The organism is Thermoanaerobaculia bacterium (genome assembly GCA_035593605.1).
GTDB lineage: Bacteria > Acidobacteriota > Thermoanaerobaculia > UBA2201 > DAOSWS01 > DAOSWS01.
On the sequence record DAOSWS010000012.1, the window covers coordinates 15,933 to 34,645 of the forward strand.

At 52.7% G+C, this 18,713-nt stretch carries 15 protein-coding genes; 3 read left to right on the forward strand and 12 right to left on the reverse strand.

Going from position 1 to position 18,713, the window contains the following annotated elements:
• Positions 1 to 21 precede the first annotated feature (21 nt).
• The 4 genes from lptB to PLD04_07485 are packed head-to-tail and all read right to left on the reverse strand — an operon-like array spanning position 22 to position 5,095.
• A complete protein-coding gene (gene lptB, locus PLD04_07470) occupies positions 22 to 756 on the reverse strand; it encodes an LPS export ABC transporter ATP-binding protein (protein HXK68171.1) in 735 nt (244 codons plus the stop codon).
• On the reverse strand, positions 728 to 2,548 hold the full coding sequence (locus tag PLD04_07475) for a hypothetical protein (GenBank protein HXK68172.1): 1,821 nt from the start codon (positions 2,546 to 2,548) through the stop codon (positions 728 to 730). Before PLD04_07475 ends, lptB begins: the two co-directional genes overlap by 29 nt.
• A complete protein-coding gene (gene recJ, locus PLD04_07480) occupies positions 2,545 to 4,191 on the reverse strand; it encodes a single-stranded-DNA-specific exonuclease RecJ (protein HXK68173.1) in 1,647 nt (548 codons plus the stop codon). The genes PLD04_07475 and recJ overlap by 4 nt, the downstream gene beginning before the upstream one ends.
• On the reverse strand, positions 4,151 to 5,095 hold the full coding sequence (locus PLD04_07485) for an acetyl-CoA carboxylase carboxyltransferase subunit alpha (GenBank protein ID HXK68174.1): 945 nt from the start codon (positions 5,093 to 5,095) through the stop codon (positions 4,151 to 4,153). Before PLD04_07485 ends, recJ begins: the two co-directional genes overlap by 41 nt.
• Before the next feature lie 107 nt (positions 5,096 to 5,202).
• On the opposite strand from PLD04_07485, the gene hflX reads away from it, so the two are divergent.
• Genes hflX through PLD04_07500 form a run of 3 tightly spaced genes read left to right on the forward strand, consistent with a single transcriptional unit; the run spans position 5,203 to position 8,745 of the window.
• The gene (hflX, locus tag PLD04_07490) at positions 5,203 to 6,414 is read left to right on the forward strand and encodes a GTPase HflX (GenBank protein ID HXK68175.1); all 1,212 of its coding nucleotides are present in this window, start codon (positions 5,203 to 5,205) and stop codon (positions 6,412 to 6,414) included.
• The gene (locus PLD04_07495; protein ID HXK68176.1) at positions 6,411 to 7,637 is read left to right on the forward strand and encodes a hypothetical protein; all 1,227 of its coding nucleotides are present in this window, start codon (positions 6,411 to 6,413) and stop codon (positions 7,635 to 7,637) included. Before hflX ends, PLD04_07495 begins: the two co-directional genes overlap by 4 nt.
• Complete coding sequence (locus PLD04_07500; GenBank protein ID HXK68177.1) at positions 7,630 to 8,745, forward strand: DUF1343 domain-containing protein; 1,116 nt, start codon at positions 7,630 to 7,632, stop codon at positions 8,743 to 8,745. Before PLD04_07495 ends, PLD04_07500 begins: the two co-directional genes overlap by 8 nt.
• Before the next feature lie 38 nt (positions 8,746 to 8,783).
• On the opposite strand, the gene PLD04_07505 is transcribed toward PLD04_07500, so the two are convergent.
• The 8 genes from PLD04_07505 to PLD04_07540 all read right to left on the reverse strand — a co-directional run bounded on the left by PLD04_07505 (position 8,784) and on the right by PLD04_07540 (position 18,711).
• Positions 8,784 to 8,969, reverse strand: coding sequence for a hypothetical protein (locus tag PLD04_07505; GenBank protein HXK68178.1), 186 nt, complete (start codon positions 8,967 to 8,969; stop codon positions 8,784 to 8,786).
• Between the two features lie 75 nt (positions 8,970 to 9,044).
• A complete protein-coding gene (locus PLD04_07510) occupies positions 9,045 to 10,829 on the reverse strand; it encodes a sulfatase (protein ID HXK68179.1) in 1,785 nt (594 codons plus the stop codon).
• An 88-nt stretch (positions 10,830 to 10,917) separates the two neighbouring features.
• Positions 10,918 to 11,901, reverse strand: coding sequence for a hypothetical protein (locus PLD04_07515; GenBank protein ID HXK68180.1), 984 nt, complete (start codon positions 11,899 to 11,901; stop codon positions 10,918 to 10,920).
• Positions 11,898 to 12,911, reverse strand: coding sequence for a hypothetical protein (locus PLD04_07520; protein ID HXK68181.1), 1,014 nt, complete (start codon positions 12,909 to 12,911; stop codon positions 11,898 to 11,900). The genes PLD04_07515 and PLD04_07520 overlap by 4 nt, the downstream gene beginning before the upstream one ends.
• Before the next feature lie 44 nt (positions 12,912 to 12,955).
• A complete protein-coding gene (locus PLD04_07525) occupies positions 12,956 to 13,909 on the reverse strand; it encodes a hypothetical protein (protein ID HXK68182.1) in 954 nt (317 codons plus the stop codon).
• Entirely contained in the window at positions 13,906 to 14,880 is a 975-nt protein-coding gene (locus PLD04_07530; GenBank protein ID HXK68183.1) for a hypothetical protein, read from the reverse strand. The genes PLD04_07525 and PLD04_07530 overlap by 4 nt, the downstream gene beginning before the upstream one ends.
• A gap of 1,173 nt (positions 14,881 to 16,053) precedes the next feature.
• Positions 16,054 to 17,514: a hypothetical protein gene (locus PLD04_07535; protein HXK68184.1), complete on the reverse strand. Its 1,461-nt coding sequence runs from the start codon at positions 17,512 to 17,514 to the stop codon at positions 16,054 to 16,056.
• 237 nt (positions 17,515 to 17,751) lie between these two features.
• Complete coding sequence (locus PLD04_07540) at positions 17,752 to 18,711, reverse strand: hypothetical protein (protein HXK68185.1); 960 nt, start codon at positions 18,709 to 18,711, stop codon at positions 17,752 to 17,754.
• Positions 18,712 to 18,713 lie beyond the last annotated feature (2 nt).

Sequence of the window (18,713 nt, forward strand, 5' to 3'; positions counted from 1 at the left end):
CCGGGTTCAGCCGGAAAATTCTCAGTGGAGAGAGAAAGTTTCCCCGAGGTAGGCCTGGCGGACCTGAGGGTCATCGGAAAGTTCCATGGGTGTGCCCGATCGGAATATCTCACCATCTTTGATTATATACGCCCGGTCAGTGATTTTCAACGTTTCCCGTACATTATGATCGGTAATAAGAATCCCGATTCCCGCTGATTTTAAATGGTTTACGACGCGTTGAACATCCAGAACCGCCAGAGGATCAACCCCGGCAAAGGGTTCATCCAGTAGGAGAAAGGAAGGGGTCAGGGTGAGAGCCCGGGCAATTTCCACTCTGCGACGTTCTCCCCCGCTGAGCCGGTCGGCTCTCTGGTCAGCGAGATGAAGAACTCCGAGTTCCTTCAGAAGATCCCGGGCAACCTCCATCTGTTCTTTCGGGGGCCGTTTCTGCTGCTCAAGCACACAGAGAAGATTATCCATTACGGTCATTCTGCGGAAAATACTTGACTCCTGGGGAAGATACACGATCCCGTGCTTGGCGCGCATGTACATGGTGGAGTCAGTGATGTCCGAATCATCAAGATGGACTTCTCCGCCGTTCGGAGGGACGAATCCAACGATCATGTGGAACGTAGTCGTCTTTCCGGCACCGTTGGGTCCCAGAAGCCCGACGACCTCTCCACTCAAAAGGTCCATATCGATGCCCTTGACGACCCTGCGTGAACCGTAACGCTTGGACAGGTTCCTAATTGAGAGTCTGTGTGACGGGCTCACCCTTTACCTCCAGTTTGGTACTCCTCCCCTCCCCGATCAGGTACATTTGCCCAGTGGACCGATCCAGGACCATCGTGGACGCAGATACCATTTTACCCTGAGAATCGATAACGCGGGCGGGACAGCCTTCGATAAAGACCGTTTCCGTCCCTCCTTCAATAAAATCTACACGATCCCCCTCCGCCTCAATTCCCTGGGCCAGATCCTTCAGGACTACCCCTCCTGTCAGGGTCACCTCATTCCATGCCCCATTCTCTCCCCGACCCGTCAAGTACTCGGAAACGGCTTCCATGTTTTCCTGTTCCATATGAATATTTCCATTGGCATTCATCCGTCCGCGTTCCTGATCCATTTGAAGAAAATCGCATGAAAGGCGCTCCTGTCCCTCTCCGAAGCGCAGAAGGACAACTTTTTCCTTCGCCTCTACAAAGCGGTTCTGATTAAAAAGAGTTTCACAGCGAAGATCGTATTCGGGTGTCCAGGCATGAACCGTACCTGTGAAGGTCGAGGTTTTCTGTTCGATCATCATCATGGCGTGGTCGGAAGTGACATGCAGGTCTGATGTATCTTCCATCACATGCACGCGTTCATGAATCTGGACCTGCTCACGGTCACGGTTGTACACCATTTTCCCTCCCTGTGCATAGAGCGCCCCATTCCGCAGATCCACCATTTCCCGAAAGGTAAAGGTGTTTTCCAGGGGACGTGCCAGGAGGTATTCGGAATGGACCAGGGTGTTTTCGGTGCAGAGTATGATGTTCCCAAATGCTGTAAATTCCTCAACATCTCCCCGGGGTGTCAGCCGAGCAGTGCCGCTCAGCGCGGAAAGAAAGCTGTCCGCATAGTCAAATTCAAAAGGTTCTACAAGCTCCAGCGTATCGGGACGGCCTTCCCGGTATCGAAGGACCATACCTTCGGAATGGGCGTAATCTTTTCCCCGGGTCCACTCCCCCCCTTCCAATAGATTCACGGCAATCGGCATCTGTCCATTTTTTTGAAAACGGGCTCGAATCACCGGTGCGGTCATATCGGTCTGTGGTGCATCTGATGTCAGCATGGTCAGGTGTCCGCATTCGCCAAAAAGGACATTCTCCTCCTCAATCTCACGAATTTCCAGGGAGTCAAAGGTCCCCACAATATTGCCGATAACCGCGACTGCTCCTTCAGGAAAGGTAAAGGTTTTACTCTTAAGATTGACCTGAAATCCATCGGAAAGGAATACATCCCCCTGCGAACCGTTCATGGAAAATCCTTCATCTACAGTGAGTAAGGACCTCCGTACGTCAACGACTGGCCGGGTCATCCATCCCCAGTATTCTTCACCGTAGGAAAACTGGACATTTTGCAGACCCATCAGGAATCGGGAACGATGACGGTAGGCCATCTCTTCAGTCCAGAGAGTGAGACCGTCTTCTGTGGTCAGCGTGATGTTCCCCTGAATGCCAAAATCCCTGGTATTGGCATCGAAATCCATGGTTCGGCATGCCAGATCCAGAACTGCGCGATCACTGTAAAAGCGAATCGAGACATCCTGCAGATTAAAAGTGTTTTTTGCATATCCTAAGACCCGGCCGGCAGAGAGAGAAAAGACCACTTTCCCCTCTTCGGATTCCTTATACTGAAATCCCTCCGTAAACTGAATGATGCGTTCCTGCAGCGAAGCTGGAATTTCCTCACGGCGCTCACTGAACGCAAGTCTCTGAGGCTTAAAAAGTGTCAGAAGAAGGCCGGCGTACAGGAGGAGACCTGCCATGGAAAGAATTTTTCCTATTTTCTCCTGTCGCCTGTTCACGGAGTCACATACCCTTTCATGGATACACGGGGTGTATGGTTCCAGAAATCGACATGGTAGAGGATGGAACACGATTCGGGAAGCGGAGTGCATTCTTCCCCGTTCCAGAAGATGAAGGGCATCGATCGTACCTGTCCCCGAAGATTCGAACGCAAATGGCCGTTCCCGAATCGCTGAACAGGTGCATCGAGGGTTACCATCGTGGAAGCAAAGAGGGGTTCTCTGTTTCCCGGGCCGCAGGGCTGAAGCTTCTGGAGGTCAGCCAGGAGTTCCGGAGTCAGATCGTCGATGGAGAGAACGGCGTCGACTTCGATGGCAGAAAGCCCATCCGTCCCAATTCGGGCCAGATATTCCTGAAGAGCCAGCGAAAAGGGACCCAGGTCTTTCTCTTCGAGAGATAGACCGATGGCCATGGCGTGGCCCCCGAAAGACAGCAGAAAAGAGGAAAAGGGGTGAATCGCAGCGTGAAGATCCACACCTGGAATACTGCGTCCGCTGCCCTTCAGAGAGGTTCCCTCTTTCGTAAGAAGAATGGCCGGGCGGCCGGTCGATTGAACCACTTTTGCGGCGGCAATGCCCAGGACTCCATAGTGCCAATCCGGGTCATAGAGAACCGCCACAGGATCATCGGATGCTATCCGTTCCAGAGCTTCCCGGGTTACCTGATCCTGTAATCCCTGGCGTAAACGGTTTTCACGGTCCAGCTCCTCGGCGGCATGCCTTGCTGCCTCAGAATCTCGACAGAGAAAATAATCGACAACCCTCCTGGCATCTCCCAGTCTTCCTGCCGCGTTAATTCTCGGACCGATGCGGAAAGTTATGTCTGTGGTTGAGATGGGAAGACGAACACCCGAAACTTTGTAGAGGGCTGTGAGGAAAAGATTGGTGGGTGAATTCAATGCCTTAAGGCCGAGGGAGGTGATCGTGCGATTCTCCCCCAGCAAAGGAACCTGGTCACAGAGGGTTCCCATGGTCGCCAGACGCAGGAAGCTGTCAGGATTGATCGCCAGTTTCCCCATTTCTGCCAGTCCCTGTGCGACTTTCATGGCCACTCCAGCCGCAGCCAGATGTTTTAACGGCTCGGGAGCCTCCACAGCCGGGTTGCACATCAGCACGCCCGGAATAGTCTTTCCGTCACACAGGTGATGATCCAGCACGATGGGATCAAGGCCCTTCTGAATTGCCATATCTAACGACTCATGGGCTGTTGCTCCGTTGTCCGCGGTCAGCAGGAGCCTGGCCCCATGGTGGACGGCTTCATCGACATGAGAAGGGTGGAGCCCATAGCCCTCTTCGAACCGGTGGGGCAGGGAGAAGGTGACCTGTGCCCCGAGTAAGTCCAGAACGGCCTTGATCATCACAAGGGAAGTGATCCCATCCACATCGTAATCCGAGTGAATATGGATGGCTTCCTTCAGTTCCACGGCCTTGAAAAGGCGCCGGACGACATTTTCCGCGGCAGGCCAGAGACTCCAGGGCGTCAGATCCTTGTATTCGGGTGAAAGAAATGCCGCCCGGTTCTCCGATGTCACACCCCGCGAATGGAGAATGGAATCAAAAACGGGTAAATCCTGCGGCCCTTCCGGGATGACCAGCCGGCGCCTACCGGCCGGCGTAGACACCCATGGCCCTGAATTTATCATACCGGCCCTTAAGGAGTGTATCGATGTCCATGGCCATGAGAGTGTCCAGTTCCGCCAGCCATCGCTCCTTCATGGTGGCAGCCATCTGCTGCCAGTCCCGGTGAGCGCCCCCAAGGGGCTCAGGAAGAATGTCGTCAATCAGTTTCATCTCCAGAAGATGCTTCGCGGTCAATCCAAGGTTGGCGGCCGCCTCCTCCACGAATTTAGGTTCTGCGGCACGCCAGAGTATGGAAGCGCACCCTTCCGGTGATATAACCGAATAGATACTGTGTTCGAGCATGAAGACCCGGTCCCCCACGGCAATGCCCAGCGCGCCGCCTGATCCTCCCTCCCCCGTCACCGTGACAATGACGGGGACCCTCAGGCGGCTCATTTCCAGAATATTGACGGCAATGGCTTCCGCCTGCCCCCGCTCTTCCGCGCCGATACCCGGATAGGCTCCAGGCGTATCCACCAGGGTCAGGATGGGAATCTGGAACGACTCCGCCAGTTTCATGATCCGCAAGGCTTTCCGATAGCCTTCCGGATGGGCCATACCGAAATTTCGGCGGATCTTGTCTTTGGTATCTCGACCCTTTTGATGGCCGATGATGGCCACGCGATGGGGCCCGAGGAATCCCAGTCCCGTTACCAGGGCAGGATCATCACTGAAGTGACGATCCCCGTGCAGTTCCTGAAAACCGTCAATCAGAAGTTCAACATAGTCCAGGGTGTAGGGACGCTGGGGGTGACGGGCCAGCAAGGTTTTCTGCCAGGGAGTCAGTTTTTCGAAAACAGCCCGGGTCTGCCGGGTGAGCTTTGATTTAAATTTCGCGATCTCTTCCTTTCGTGAGGCGGTGGAGGGAAGAGAGTTCAATTCGTCAATCTTTTTTCGAAGATCGTCCAGTTCCTTCTCAAAATCCATGCGCGTATCATAGCAAATAATGGGAGCCGGGTCACCCTGGCCGTTGTCAGAGGCCCCCCACGGCGGATCTTGCCTTTCCCGCCGGTTTTCTATATTGTACGGGGAGAATGGAGAAAGTGCAGAAATCCAGGGAAACCTGTATTACCGTTGCGATCCTGTTGCCTGATCGTCAGGAAGATGAAGTATCTGAGCATCTGGATGAGCTGGAAGATCTGATCGATACGGCAGGGGCCGAAGTCATCGCCCGCGTGATACAACGGAGAGATCGGCCCGACCCGGCCACCTTTATTGGACGGGGAAAGGCAGAAGAAATCACTCACCTGGCCGGGGTGCACAATGTCCAGACGGTGGTCTTCGACGATGATCTTACTCCGGCTCAAATTCGAAACCTGGAGAAGATCATTGATATTAAGATCCTGGATCGTTCTTCCCTGATCATGGACATCTTCGCCTCCCATGCGAGGACGCGGGAGGCCAAAACGCAGGTAGAACTGGCCCAGTATCGATACCTGCTTCCCCGGCTCACCCGTCAGTGGACTCACCTCTCAAGGCAGGTAGGAGGTATTGGGGTCCGGGGGGTTGGAGAAACTCAGCTCGAAACGGACCGTCGGATCATCAATCGACGGATTTCGCACCTTCAGAAAGAACTGGATAAGATCAACCTGTCCCGAAAGACCCAGCGTGCCCGCAGGGAACAGCTGCCTCGCGTTTCCATCGTCGGATACACTAACGCCGGGAAATCGACTCTCTTTAATCAGCTGACCCGGGGTGAACAAAAAGTTGAAGATCGACTCTTCGCTACACTTGATTCAAAGATCTCCAGGGTTACTATCGGACAGAACTTCCCCGTCCTCTTTTCCGATACGGTCGGCTTCATCCGAAAACTTCCCCACCACCTTGTAGCATCCTTTCGTTCAACCCTCGAAGAAGCTCTGGAAAGCGATCTTGTTCTTCTTCTCCTCGACATAAGCCATCCTGCCGTCGAAGATCATGAAACGGTGGCTCGAGAGGTTCTTGCCGATCTCGGGGTGCAGCCCGAATCGATCCTCAAGGTATACAACAAGATCGACCGCCTGGCGCAACCACGTGCATCGGACTCCGTCCTGGCCGTTTCCGCCCGGACGGGCGAAGGGCTGGGTCACCTGCTGGATGAAATTCAGCAGAGACTTATGAAATATTTTGTTGAAATTATCTATGCCTACCCGATCGAAGATCAGGAATCCATTCGTGATTGTATGCGTCGGGGTACAGTTCTGGATGTCCACCAGGAAGAGACCATGACACACATCAAGATCCGACAGCGCCGGGACCATCGGTGACAGGAATCCTGATCGCGTATCTGGTTTTTCTTCTTATCCTGGGAACTCTTCTCGGAACACGCTCGAAGAAAGATGAGGATTTTTATGTCGCTTCACGAACCATGGGCCCGCTCCTTGTCGGGGCAAGCCTGCTGGCGACCAGTATTGGCGGATCCTCTCTCTTTGTAACCGCCGATCTCATTTCCTCTCACGGGCCATCCGGTGCAGTTCTGGAAATTGGAGGTGCTGCCGGGCTCCTGGTTCTCGGTTTGTTTCTGGTCCCCCGCGTCCGTCGAACGAATGCCTATTCCATGGCGGGAGTTCTGGGACAATTTTATGGACCGGGTGTACGCCGCTGGGGTGCCGGCCTCCTCGCCGTGGCGGAGATCCTCTGGTTTGCCCTGCTGGTCCGGGCTCTTTCGGAGGCTGTCCAGCCATCCTGGCTGCTCTATGTCGCCGTTCTTGCCGTGGTCATCTACACTTCCGCGGGAGGCCAATGGGCCGTCTTCGGGACCGATTTGCTCCAATCCGGACTGATCTTTGGAGGAATCCTGACGGCCGTGCTGTTGGTTTCTCGACCGGCACCGTTCCATCCGTCCCCGGTAGCCTTTTCCGGTATGACCTCCCTCTTTGCTCTCGCCTTTCTGGCGCACATGGCCGGATCGGATATCTTTTCACGAATTCTCTCCGCCAGGGATATTGCGGCGGCACGTTGGGGATGCGTGATGGCTGCTGCGGGAAAGCTCATCTGGGCGTGTCTGATGGTGGCCGCATTTCATGGGATCCCCGCGGAACATGCATTTCAGACATGGCTGAAGGGGCTTCCGGCAGGTGTCGCGGTTCTCGTTCTTCTTGCGGCGGTGTCCGCTCTGCTTTCCTCCATGGACACCGTTCTCATGTCGGCTACGACCTTTTTTCAACACGATCTCCTGCATCTGTCCTTTCAAACCTGGACAAGCCGAATAGTGACCGGTCTTCTTGGGACAGCTGGCGTAGCTCTCTTCCTCTGTTCCGGCTCTCTTCTGGGACTCTTTACTCTTTCCTATGCCTTTTTCAGCGGTGCTTTCATCCTGCCCGTTCTCTTCGGGATTGCCTTTGCCCGAAGGGCTTCGAGAACGACACTAGTGATCCCGGGCATGGCCGCCGGAGGGATTACGGCAGCTGCATGGAACCTCTGGATCGGTCTGGCCGTATCGGGCCTGGCGGCCGCTGTCGCTTTTACGGGAGGTGAACATCGTGACTGACCATCCCCTAGTTTCCTGTCTGATGCAGAACAGACCGTCCATCCATTCTTTTGCACTTCTCTCCCACCAGGCCGCTGTTTGGGTTGACGGGAAGCACTCCTTATCTCACCTTGTGGAGAAGGGATTCAAGCCATCAATACTCTTGACTCCTGAACATGGATTCTACGCCATAGCCCAGGACCATGAACCCGTCGTTTCTTCCGATGTCGGCCTGCCGACACAATCTCTCTACGGAAATCATCGGGCAAGCCTCTCGCCGAAAGAGGAATATCTACGGGATATGGACGCTCTCGTGATTGACCTGGTGGATATCGGAACCCGCTATTACACCTACGCTGTGACGGCACTGTACTCCATTCGGGTTGCGGCGGAGCTTGACCTTCCCGTAATCCTTCTGGACCGTCCGAATCTCCTCGGAAATGAAAAGAGGGAAGGTCCAATCCTGAGAGAGGGATTCGAGTCCTTTGTCGGAGCCTTCCACGTTCCCATTCGTCACGGTATGACATTGGGAGAGCTGATCCGTTTTGAACTGACGCGGGAAGGCCTGTCTGCAAACCTTACAGCACTCCCTGTCTCCGAAAGGAACATTCTCCCCTGGGTCCCCCCCTCCCCCAACATGCCGACCCGGACCACAGCCCTGCTTTATCCGGGCATGTGCCTCCTGGAAGCCACCAACCTATCCGAAGGCCGGGGAACAAGTCTGCCCTTTCATGTCGTCGGGGCCCCCTTTCTCGATGGAATACGCCTCTCTCGGACCCTGAATGAACTGGATCTTCCGGGGGTTTCCTTTTCTCCCTATTCCTTCCGGCCTCAATTTCAGAAGTGGGCCGGAGAGCTATGCCATGGTGTCCATCTGATGGTCACCGATCCTGATAGGTTTACCAGTTTTCCAACGGGTGTTCGTGTCCTGGAGGCCTGTTTCAGGCAGGCGCCTGATCTCGCAGTCTGGCGAAAGGACCCTTACGAATTTATTGCGGAGATCCCGGCCCTGGACCTGCTCACCGGTTCCCCGGAACTTCGAACTCTCCTGGAGAGGGGTGCCGATCTGACTTCATATCTCGCACGATGTGAAGAAGAAGCACATAAATTTCGGCCTGAAGGTCCTTAAAACGCTTTCCCGTCTCTTTTCGGAATGAGCTGTCCGGATCAGGTACGTTTTTTCTTTGACCGTATGCGAAGAACCAACAGGGTGATCATGCAGGAGACATGGAGAACCAGAAAGGGAAGAACCTGGAGAAAAGAAAGGTCAACATGCTTTATATGACGAAGGTAGATCACCGGGCCCCAGGCGCCCACACCCACAAGGATAAGAATCCACCGTAACCATTTCATAGGTTCCTCCTGTTCATCCATTCGCAGGGTATCAAGATCACCCCGGGATAACGCCGTATCATCGTAAAAAATTCTTCATTGAATGTAACCGATTGACTTCAGCTTCTGTATCTCCTCCTGCGAGAGGGTTGTATCCTTTTCTCCCGGTCGATAGATCGAGGTGTGAAGAAATCTAATTCGCTCCTTCTCCATTCGATCCGTGATTTCCGGAGCGCTGACAGCCTGGTTAACCTTTTCAAGGGGATCCTGGTCAAGGAAAAAAAGCTCGGGAGCATGATTCAGAAAGGGGTGAGGCTCCTTTCTGTCATAGGGAAAATTGCTGAAAATCTCATCGGTATAGAAAATGTACTTCATCTCTTTTCCTATGACAGCCTGGATTTCCTGACCGTAAAGTCCGCTCTCGACGAAGAGAAACCGGTTCGCGGGAGAAGGAGTCAAAAGAGAAAGTCCGGGAAAGGGTTGAGTGGATTGAATTCCGGTCAATTCCAGGATCGTGGGAAGGATGTCAATGGAGGAACGGGGTGAAAAATCTAACGTGTCAGGAAATAGATTCCGCCTGTCCGATGGAATATGGAGGAAGCAGGGCACATGGATCACTTCCTCCCACATGGCATGGCCATGGTCGAAATGGCCGTGATCCCATAGTTCCTGCCCGTGATCGCTCATCACAAGGACGATCGTATTGTCCAGGATATTGCGTTCCTTTAAGGCCGCCACCATCTCGACGACCGCATGGTTGACACGTTCGGACTCTTCCCTGTAGGCCTTCCGCATGCAGTCGATAACCGGCCCTGCCTCTTTCTTCGAAAGGTGATCGATCTGTCTCAGGCGAGCATCGGGATAGGGACCAAGGAGTCTTTTACATCCGGGATCCGAATAAGTATAGGGCGTATGGGGTTCCATGAAATGAAGATAGAAAAAGAAAGGCTGTTCAACTCGATCCAGTTTGATCAGGGCTGATTTGACCATCTCCCCGGCAGGGGCATTCTGGCGATAGATTGTCGTCTCGGTGGTCTCAGAGAGAAAGGTTTCGATGAGGGGATTGGCCGTAAAACACCAGGTGGCATAGCCTCTGTTTCGAAGGATCTCCTGAAGAGTGACAACGTCGGGATATGGGAGGCTCTGGGTTCGATCGGCACCATGTTCGTGGGGGTACACACCCGAAAGGAGGGAAATCACGGAAGGCCGGGTCCAGGAAGAAGCCACGTAACATTTCGGGTACCGGAGGAATCCTTCCTCCCCCACGAGAAATCGGTCCAGGGTTTCAGCATGGTCATAGCGGAGGGCATCGGGAACCAGGAAGACCACATTGTACGAAGGTGTGACACGGCTGGAAACAAGCCAGGCAAAACCAACAAGGATCAGCCAGGCACATACGGGCCCCAGGATAAAGTACCCTGCAGTTCTTGTCCTCGTTCCGGCCCTTGTGGCTGTGCAGGCAAGTGTACTCACGAGCATTATCGCGGGGATGAGATAGAGAATCCAGGTAAAGGATAACCTGCCTCCGTGAAGGATATACTTCCAGGCCAGAGCGGCAAAGAAGAGGGTATGAAGCGCCGCGCAACCCAGGGAAAGAAGGAAAAACCCGATTTTAGAATCGGCCTTCTCCCGATACCTGGAGAGAAGCAACATCAGGACCGAGTGGAAGATCACAAGAAGGATGGCCAATTTCAGAGTGTCGAGGAGAGTCATGGAGGACGTTTGAAACGTCCAGGCTGCGAGGAAGGAATGGCCGTGGCGGAGAGAACGAAGGATATAGGAGAAGGGAAAGTCAAGAAGGCCAAAGAAAAAGATTAATGTCCCGGTAAGCAGAACGGGGATATGGGGAAGAAATTTCCCGGGACTCTTCCTGTAGGCCATGGGCGAAGTATAGGGGGCTGTCCCTGTGAAGTCAATGAAATGGGAATACGATTTAATGCAAGAGCAGAGCTTTTCGAACTGTAATGTCTTACGGTATTCCGGACGAAATTACAAGCGGGCTGAAGCCGCTGAAGAGGTGAAGGAAAGGGACGCCGTCGCTGGAGGATGTATTCTCGTTAACAAATTGAGTAAAGAGGGCGAATTCCTCAGTGTAATAATAGAAATTGCTTTCTGGAATCGTAAATCGGAATGTGACGAATTCTGTAACCCCGGGGATGAAGTAATGAGGATAGAACGTGTATCTTATATAATTCGTAAGGGGCCAGGAGGTTTGAATGGTCTGTTCCAAATACAAACCGACGGTGGAATCGATCAGTTCTTGATCAACAAAGATCTCGGGAATAAAAATTTGCCATTGAGCCTGGTTTGACGAAGAATGGGAAAAATCATATTCTGTGCAGTTTTCGATGGAAAATAGATAGGTCACCTGCTGGCCCTGATCCACCTTATTGGGTCCGCGGATGGTTTGAACGATATCGGAGCTTTGAAGTTCAGGAGAAAATAGAATGGGATACTGCATACGAACCAGCTGGGGATTCGGAAAGCGGACAAATCTGGGATTGGGTCCGTAGCAGGAAATCGAAATCGTATCCATGTGAGGGATGGCTTCAAAATCATAGTCCTCCCTATGCGCGGCCTTCAGCTTTAACTGCACATGGGTGCTCTCCCCATGTCCCAGTGGTCCCAGAGCGTAATCGTGCACGTACCAGGCAATATCATCTCCCAAATCATTAAATCTATCGTTCAAAGGATGAAAGTGATCTGGATCATACCGTTCAAGAATGGATCTGGGAGACCATATCCGCCCTTCCCAGTTCTCCTCGGACAACGTTCGATAAGAAACATTTGTAAAAGACAGGATGTAGGTGGCCTCCTCACCCATTGTAACGTCTGAAGATCCTTCGATGCAGATCCGAAGCGGACCGGAGGCCTTGCAGAACGGGCGGTCGTGTTGAGCCATAAGAAATGCTGAACAAAAAAGGATCAGGAAAACTACCCTGACGAATCTCATGGATTCTCCCCCGCGGAAAAATCCAGAGTCATTGTTTTAACTGACGATGGACCACCATCATCCTGATTGCAGACATAGGTCGCCGTGTTGCGGCTTTGCCTTCCGCTCAACCCGTCGTAAAGCGATCGGTTTTCATACCATCGAATCATTGGGAAGGTATGGCCCGCCTGATCGGACGGTCCGCCTCTTGAAGAATAGACCCGGAGAGTAATCCAGGCTTCTTCCTCCGGCTGGAGGGAATCAAAGTAGGCCGTAAGGGAACAGTATGCATTTTCCTCCCAGTGATCCGCGTTGGTAGCCTCCACTTCCTGGATCAACGTATACCAGCCCGTATAAACGATCATTCCCAGACCATCTATCTCGCTGGATCCGATCACACGATCACAGTGGTTGATCGCGGAATAGCGGATCGTTCCCTCTTCCTGGTGATTCCAGAAATGAAAATCGGGTGTAATTGAGAGTTCGAGGCAACTCTCCGATGGATGGGTAAAGGTGACCACGTCACGAAATTGTTCAAAATAGTTAACATCACTCCCGGAGCAGGTTGGTGTAAACCTCAGATCAAGATCGAACGAAATGCGGGTCTGCAATTCCTGGTATGGATCGAGGGGTTTCAGGTAAAAAGTAATTGTGTAGCCTTCGTTTATATGGACAGGAACATCAAATTCGGGATTATAGAAGGTGGCCTCTCCGGAAAATCCCCAGGCCAGTAATGGAAGAGGATTACGAGTGTAGGCAGATCCCTGTTCACTTTCCACACGGGTAACAAACGTGTAGTCTGAAGAAAACCGCATAGCGCAAATATAAAGGTCGGTGGTGATCCTTGGCGTCACATGAAAGGTCAGGGGAAAGGGACCCTCTCCATCAAACACCGACTGCTCCAGAGTGACATCCACATAGGTCAGGTCGGATCTGACAAAGCTTGCGCAGGGACCGGCGGAATAGAGAGACAGAGCGAAAAGGGAAGAAAGAATGAACGGGAGTCGGAATTTCGCCCTGCGGACTCGCACCCCTTTCAGCCTACGGTATCTGCCGATCCTGCCCGGAGGCTGGATCAGGGCTCGTCGGCGTGGAGGACGAGGGGGCTGAAGCCGCTGAACGTATGGATGAACGGCACACCATCATCCGCCGAGGTGTTTTCGTTGACAAACTGGGTCATCAGGGCAAACTCCTCCATGTTCGATCCGATCGATCCGTACGGAATCGTAAACTGGAAGACCACCTGGTGGACATCCCCGGGAGCAAAATTCTGGAGGGAAAAGGTGTATCGCAGATTCGTGTTGTAGTCTTCCCAGTCACTCGATACCTCTTCGATCTCGGGGGAACCCGCGGTTGTATCCATGACTTCCGGATCAATGAAGTCACTCGGAATAAAGATCTGCCAGAGGGAAAGGTTGGTGGGTGAACTGGAAAAATCGATTTCCGAGATGTTTTCGATCGTGTAGGTATACGTCACGCGGGTGCCCTGGGTAACCCTGTCCGGTTGCGAAATGTCCTGGTGAATGTTGGAATCCTCGAGCGGGGTCTCGATGGATATCGGGTACTGAATGCTGATCGGTCGGTGATTCCCCATGTTGCAGTACAGGCTGATCGTATCCATATGGTCGATCTGCTCGTAGACACCGCCCCCAAAACTTGAATAGATAAATTCCAGATTGACGGTCGTACTTTCGCCCGGATCGAGAGGACCCAGGTCGAATCCCAGCAGATTGTAGCCCAGTGGGTCCTCAATATCCGGAGTGCCGTCATAGTCAAAGTGAAAACGGTCGGGATCATACTGATTCATAAGAAAGAGAGGAGACAGTATCATGCCATCGTCATAAAAAGCACTCGGTGAAATATTGGTAAAGGTCAGGCGGTAAATCATCTCCTCCCCTGCAGTCACATGATCCGGCCCCTCGATGCAGATTCGAAGAGGACCGGAGGCTTTGCAGAACGGCCGGCTGTGCGCGCTCTGCAGCATCAGGGCGATCCCAAGGACCAGCAGAGCGAATCGAATGGCCCTCATGGGAGCACCTCTTTTCCTGATGGAAAGAGGCTTTGATCTTGCTCCCTCTTTCCATCGTCATTCTCATTGCAAATACAGTGTGATGTGACAGAGTAGCCCCTCCGGCTCATTCCGTCGTACAGGGAGCGGTTTTCATACCATCGAAGCGTGGGGAAGCTATAGGGGCGTACATCGGAGGGGCCGCCCCAGGCGGATTTCACCCGGGTGGTGACCCATGCTTCCTCCCCCGGCTGAAGGGGGTCGAAATAGGCGAGCAGATAAAAGGCTTCCTCGATCTGCCAGTGTGTCGCGTTGGTGTCCTGCACGCCCTGAAAGGGGGTCGTGACCCCTGAATGCACGACAAGAGCCAGGCCGTCGAGTTCGCTGGACCCCACGACCCGGCTGCAGTGGTTCACGGTGGAGTACCGGATCGTTCCCTCCTCCCCCACGTTCCAGAAATAGGAGCTGAGATCGATGGAAAATGTAAGGCAACCCTTGGATTCACGGGTAAATCTGGCGACTGTGTTGAATTGTTCGAAGCTGTCGGAGGTGCTGCCGGAGCAGGTGGGAGTGAACCTCAGGTCGAGACCAAAGGATACCCGGCTCTGAAGCTCCTGGTATTTGTCGGAGGTTTTGACGAAAATGGTAAAGGTGACTTCATGATCCATGTGGATCGGGGTATTAAGATCAGTATGATAGATTGCATACTTGGGAAGAGAATAGGAGTAGTTTGCCGAGCCCTGATCGCTTTCGACACCGGTGACCAGCAGGTAAGGAGCGTAAAAATCGAGGGAGCAGAGATAGAGATCCTCCGTCGATGCCGGCGACACCCGGAAGGTCAGGGGAAAGGGCCCCTCCCCTTCGAACTCCGTCTGATCCAGTGTGATGGTCACGTGGCTGAGATCTGAAGTAATATAGCTGGTGCAGGGCCCGGCGGCGTACATGGATATTGTGAAAAGGGATAAAAGAATCAAGAGACATCGAAGTTTCATAATGCGGCCCCCCTTCCCTTCTAAAATAAGCCTATATTATTCAGTTGTCAAACAGCCCTCCCCAACTACGGGTTTCCCAGGGTGAAATTTCCGGAATGAAGAAAAGATGGCGAAAATGATGAGATCAGATATTACATGGCTATTGATCTGAAAACAGGGGCTTTTTCAATATGATTAGCCAAGGCAGGGTGCTCATGATATGATGAAACCATGGTTCGGGGGCTATTTCTGTTTGATACTTCCCTTTCAGCGAAATTATGGGCTCGATTTTCTCTGGACTAGGGTGAGAGCAAAATGACAGAAACGAAAACCAAGATCTCACAATCTGATTTCCCCTTTAAAATGCCCTATATAGTTGAAAATACTTGGGGTGTGATCGCATTTTTAACCGCTGTATTTATATGGCCTGTCATGGCGTTTGTATGGATATTGGGTGAAAAGATACTAACTTGGTATTATAACAGTTCCGATATAGACGCGACGGAATTTCATATTATTTTCCTAATCACAATTTCAGGGATGATTATTATTACTCCCACCTTATTAATCGCGGCCCGAATTTCATCGCGTTACTACTTTAAGTGCGTAAGATGGTATTTAGACAACGATAAGATTGACTCAGCCGAGACATATATTCGTGCATTCAGCCATGTTGTAAGTTACCGGGACTGGAAAAGGAATAGCTGGTTCAGAGAATTTGTAAGAAATCATAACCTGATCTCAGAAGTGTACCGCTTAAGTGAATTTAACAACCGGTTTCCTAATTGACGAGTACGCCAGCGTTCTGAATCTCTTTATTGCTTTGCAGCGCATAACTTCCTGTTTGGGTGATATTCTGACACCTGAAACCCATAAAACCGACTACCCCCCCAGATAGAGTCACCCTGGAGGTCCATGAGGCTGTATGTTACGGCTCGTAACATGCGTGCCGAATGGATACTCGAAAGATCGCAGATCTTGAGGGTGTCGATGAGGGGGTGGTAGGGAGGGTGCTCATCAACCCATAAAACCGACTACCCTCCAGATAGAGTTACCCTGGAGGTCGATGAGGGGGTGGTAGGGAGGGTGCTCATCAACCCATTAAACCGACTACCCCCAGATAGAGTCACTCTGGAGGTCGATGAGGGGGTGGTAGGGAGGGTGCTCATCAACTCACGAAACCCTTATCCTCCACTACCTCGCATAGGTCCATCGAATCTTGGCGATTCCGCTGCAGTCCAGCTCTAAGAATGCGGCTTCTTTCTTGTCGAGACGAATTCCCGGTTTTGTAAGGGTAAACTTAAGCACCATGGAATTGGTAATCTCTTCCTCCGGCCTCTCTTTCCCTTTCAGAGGCAGCCCAAAACCGTTGTTAAAGGTCTTTGTCAGGGTGTCATTCGGAACGTACGGGGTAATCTCCCAGCAGTCGATGGGGCCCACGGGGCCGATATAAACCGTGGCATTTCGGGGACCCCGGGTGGCGGCCTTCACACGGACGGTGTAGCTCTTCCCCAGCGCTATCCTGTCGGGCATTCCTTCCCACGTCACATCGAAACGATACCCATCCTTCCGGCTTTTGAAGTGAAACCCGCTGCGGTCGATCGTCCAGTCGGAGGTGGGTGTCTTCCCGACGGATCCTCTGACGTAAGCGCCGCTTTGCTTCACCTCGAAATCGACTTCTTCCAGGTTCCAGTCTCCGTTCGCGCCTTCGTTGAAGAGCGCAACTTCATCGGAAACTTCATAATTGTATCGGGCTTCCGCCATCTTCACCGGTACGGAAGAATCGTACAGCGTCATAAATACCGTATAGGTTCCCGGCTTACCGGCCGTGATCTCCACCTCGGGCTGGGTGACTTTTTCCCCGGAGGGCAGCGTCCACTCATGCTTGTACTGGGTCGTGCCGCCTTCATCGGTCGACGAAAGGACAAAGGTCTCTCCCGGCCGGTAGGATCGGGCAGGTTTCGCCTCGATCGTTGTCGCCAGGTCCGGAAAGATCTCCCGGTAAAACATCCTGGATCGATCGTCCAGGTAGGCTTTGTCGGGATACCCACGGATTACTCCCCCTTCCTTGAGCATGAGATCCCGCCAGGTCATCGTGCGCATGCTGTAACAGACATGCAGATAGACTTCCTCCAGCTCCATGTGCGCTTTTTCATACAGGGATTTTCTCCATCGATACTCCTCCCTTGGGATTTCTGTTCTCCAGGATTTGGGTGCGACTCCCAGACCGTCGATGATCTCCTGCATCCATGGGTAGGTACGGGCCAGCTTCTCCCTCGCCCATCGCTGGACCTCTTCCCCCGTTATTTCCCGATCATCGACCGATGTGAATGAGGGAGCATTTTCCGGAGTGTTCCCGTGGCTGAACCAGGCCAATGCCTTGATATTCGGGTCCAGAAGGGCATTTTTTAAGTCCGGGTAGCTTGCGACTTCATTCATGATGACGTGGTATCCCCGGGCTTCAAACTTCTGTCGATAGGCTTCGAACACCGGTTCAAGATCCTTGACAGAGTCTTTTCCTGCAAGCCAGCGGACCCCTGTAATAAACCAGTTCTGATCGATGTCGCCCAGCATGATGTACGCATTGCCTGGACTTTCTGCAAAGCACGGAATGACAAAGAATAGAGCAAGAATGGATAGCAGGGTCTTTTTCAAGGCGCCTCCCGGGAAACGGAATGATGATAAAGGTACCTTTACCATATCACGCTTTAAGAAGACCGGCCACCTTGCCTGAAAGATCGCCAGATTTTGAGAATACCATCAACGAACTACTATCTACGGGTTATCCATTAGACCCGAGATGTCCATGGAATATCTCGGCTCGCCGAATGGATGCCCGTAAGATTGGAAATCTAAAGGGCACTGCCTATCTCAGTATCAATTTTTTGTTTTCTATTCTTCCTCAGGCTCGTCCGCTTCTTCCCTTGATTCTTCCTCTCCAGGCTCTTCCTTCTTGCTCTCTTCTTGAATAGCTTCATGCTGGACAAAGAGATCCAGCTCCGGATTCAGCATCCCCAGGAAGTGAAGGCTCCAGGATCGGAAGAAGACATGAATCGGCTGGGTCAGGGCCTGGCCGATGATGGGAATGATAAGGAAAAAGATCAGGCAGCAGCAGGTCATGAAGACCGCGGCCACGATGGCTCCCCCGGCCATGACGACCAGGAGGACCTTCATGATGTAAAAGAGGGCCAGGGAACCGACATGGGGTCCCAGGAGAGAGATGGCTTCACGCCACCCCGTCAGAACACCGACCTTCCGGCGAACCATGATCGGAGCTACGAAATCCTTCGTGATTGCGCCGATGAGGGCGGCCGCCCCTCCCACCAGCAGAAGAAGAAGGCCCGCGAGGACCAGAAATGGAATATCTGCAGCAGAAAGAGAGTGTCGGGACACCCGAAGCGCAAAGAAGATCAGCGGAATCCCGACCGTGACCAGGATGATCAGAACCGTTCCCAGGGAATAGAAGATTCTCCACCAGAAAAGAGAGAGGGTCTCCTTCGGGTGCGCCCGCCAGGCTTCTCCAAGCTGTGCTGAATCTTTGGAGACGCCGTGAATGTACATAAAGGTCGCCCGGGAAGAGAGGTAGAGAAAGACCGCCCAGATGATGACGGCGATAAGGAGGACAAAGACCCCGACAAAGAGAATAAAGGGAAGAAGGATCTTCAGGGCGTCCCCGTGTCCGCTTCCCTTTCCTCCTCCACCATGCCACATAAGCTGAGGGCCCGGTCCGCCGGAGGTGAGCTGAATCAAAAAAACAATCACGCCCCATTTAAGCCACTTCAGGGCGTCAAAGGGTTCGAAAAGAAGTTTCCGTGTGGTGGTGAAAGCTCTGGACAGGCTGTCAAATACCATGA

Coding starts and splice junctions, on each gene's coding strand:
- PLD04_07510 (HXK68179.1), bottom strand. CDS start 10,829: ATGGCCTACAGGAAGAGTCCCGGGAAATTTCTTCCCCATATCCCCGTT.
- PLD04_07505 (HXK68178.1), bottom strand. CDS start 8,969: ATGAAATGGTTACGGTGGATTCTTATCCTTGTGGGTGTGGGCGCCTGG.
- PLD04_07525 (HXK68182.1), bottom strand. CDS start 13,909: ATGAGGGCCATTCGATTCGCTCTGCTGGTCCTTGGGATCGCCCTGATG.
- PLD04_07515 (HXK68180.1), bottom strand. CDS start 11,901: ATGAGATTCGTCAGGGTAGTTTTCCTGATCCTTTTTTGTTCAGCATTT.
- PLD04_07485 (HXK68174.1), bottom strand. CDS start 5,095: ATGGATTTTGAGAAGGAACTGGACGATCTTCGAAAAAAGATTGACGAA.
- hflX (HXK68175.1), top strand. CDS start 5,203: ATGGAGAAAGTGCAGAAATCCAGGGAAACCTGTATTACCGTTGCGATC.
- PLD04_07540 (HXK68185.1), bottom strand. CDS start 18,711: ATGGTATTTGACAGCCTGTCCAGAGCTTTCACCACCACACGGAAACTT.
- recJ (HXK68173.1), bottom strand. CDS start 4,191: ATGATAAATTCAGGGCCATGGGTGTCTACGCCGGCCGGTAGGCGCCGG.
- PLD04_07530 (HXK68183.1), bottom strand. CDS start 14,880: ATGAAACTTCGATGTCTCTTGATTCTTTTATCCCTTTTCACAATATCC.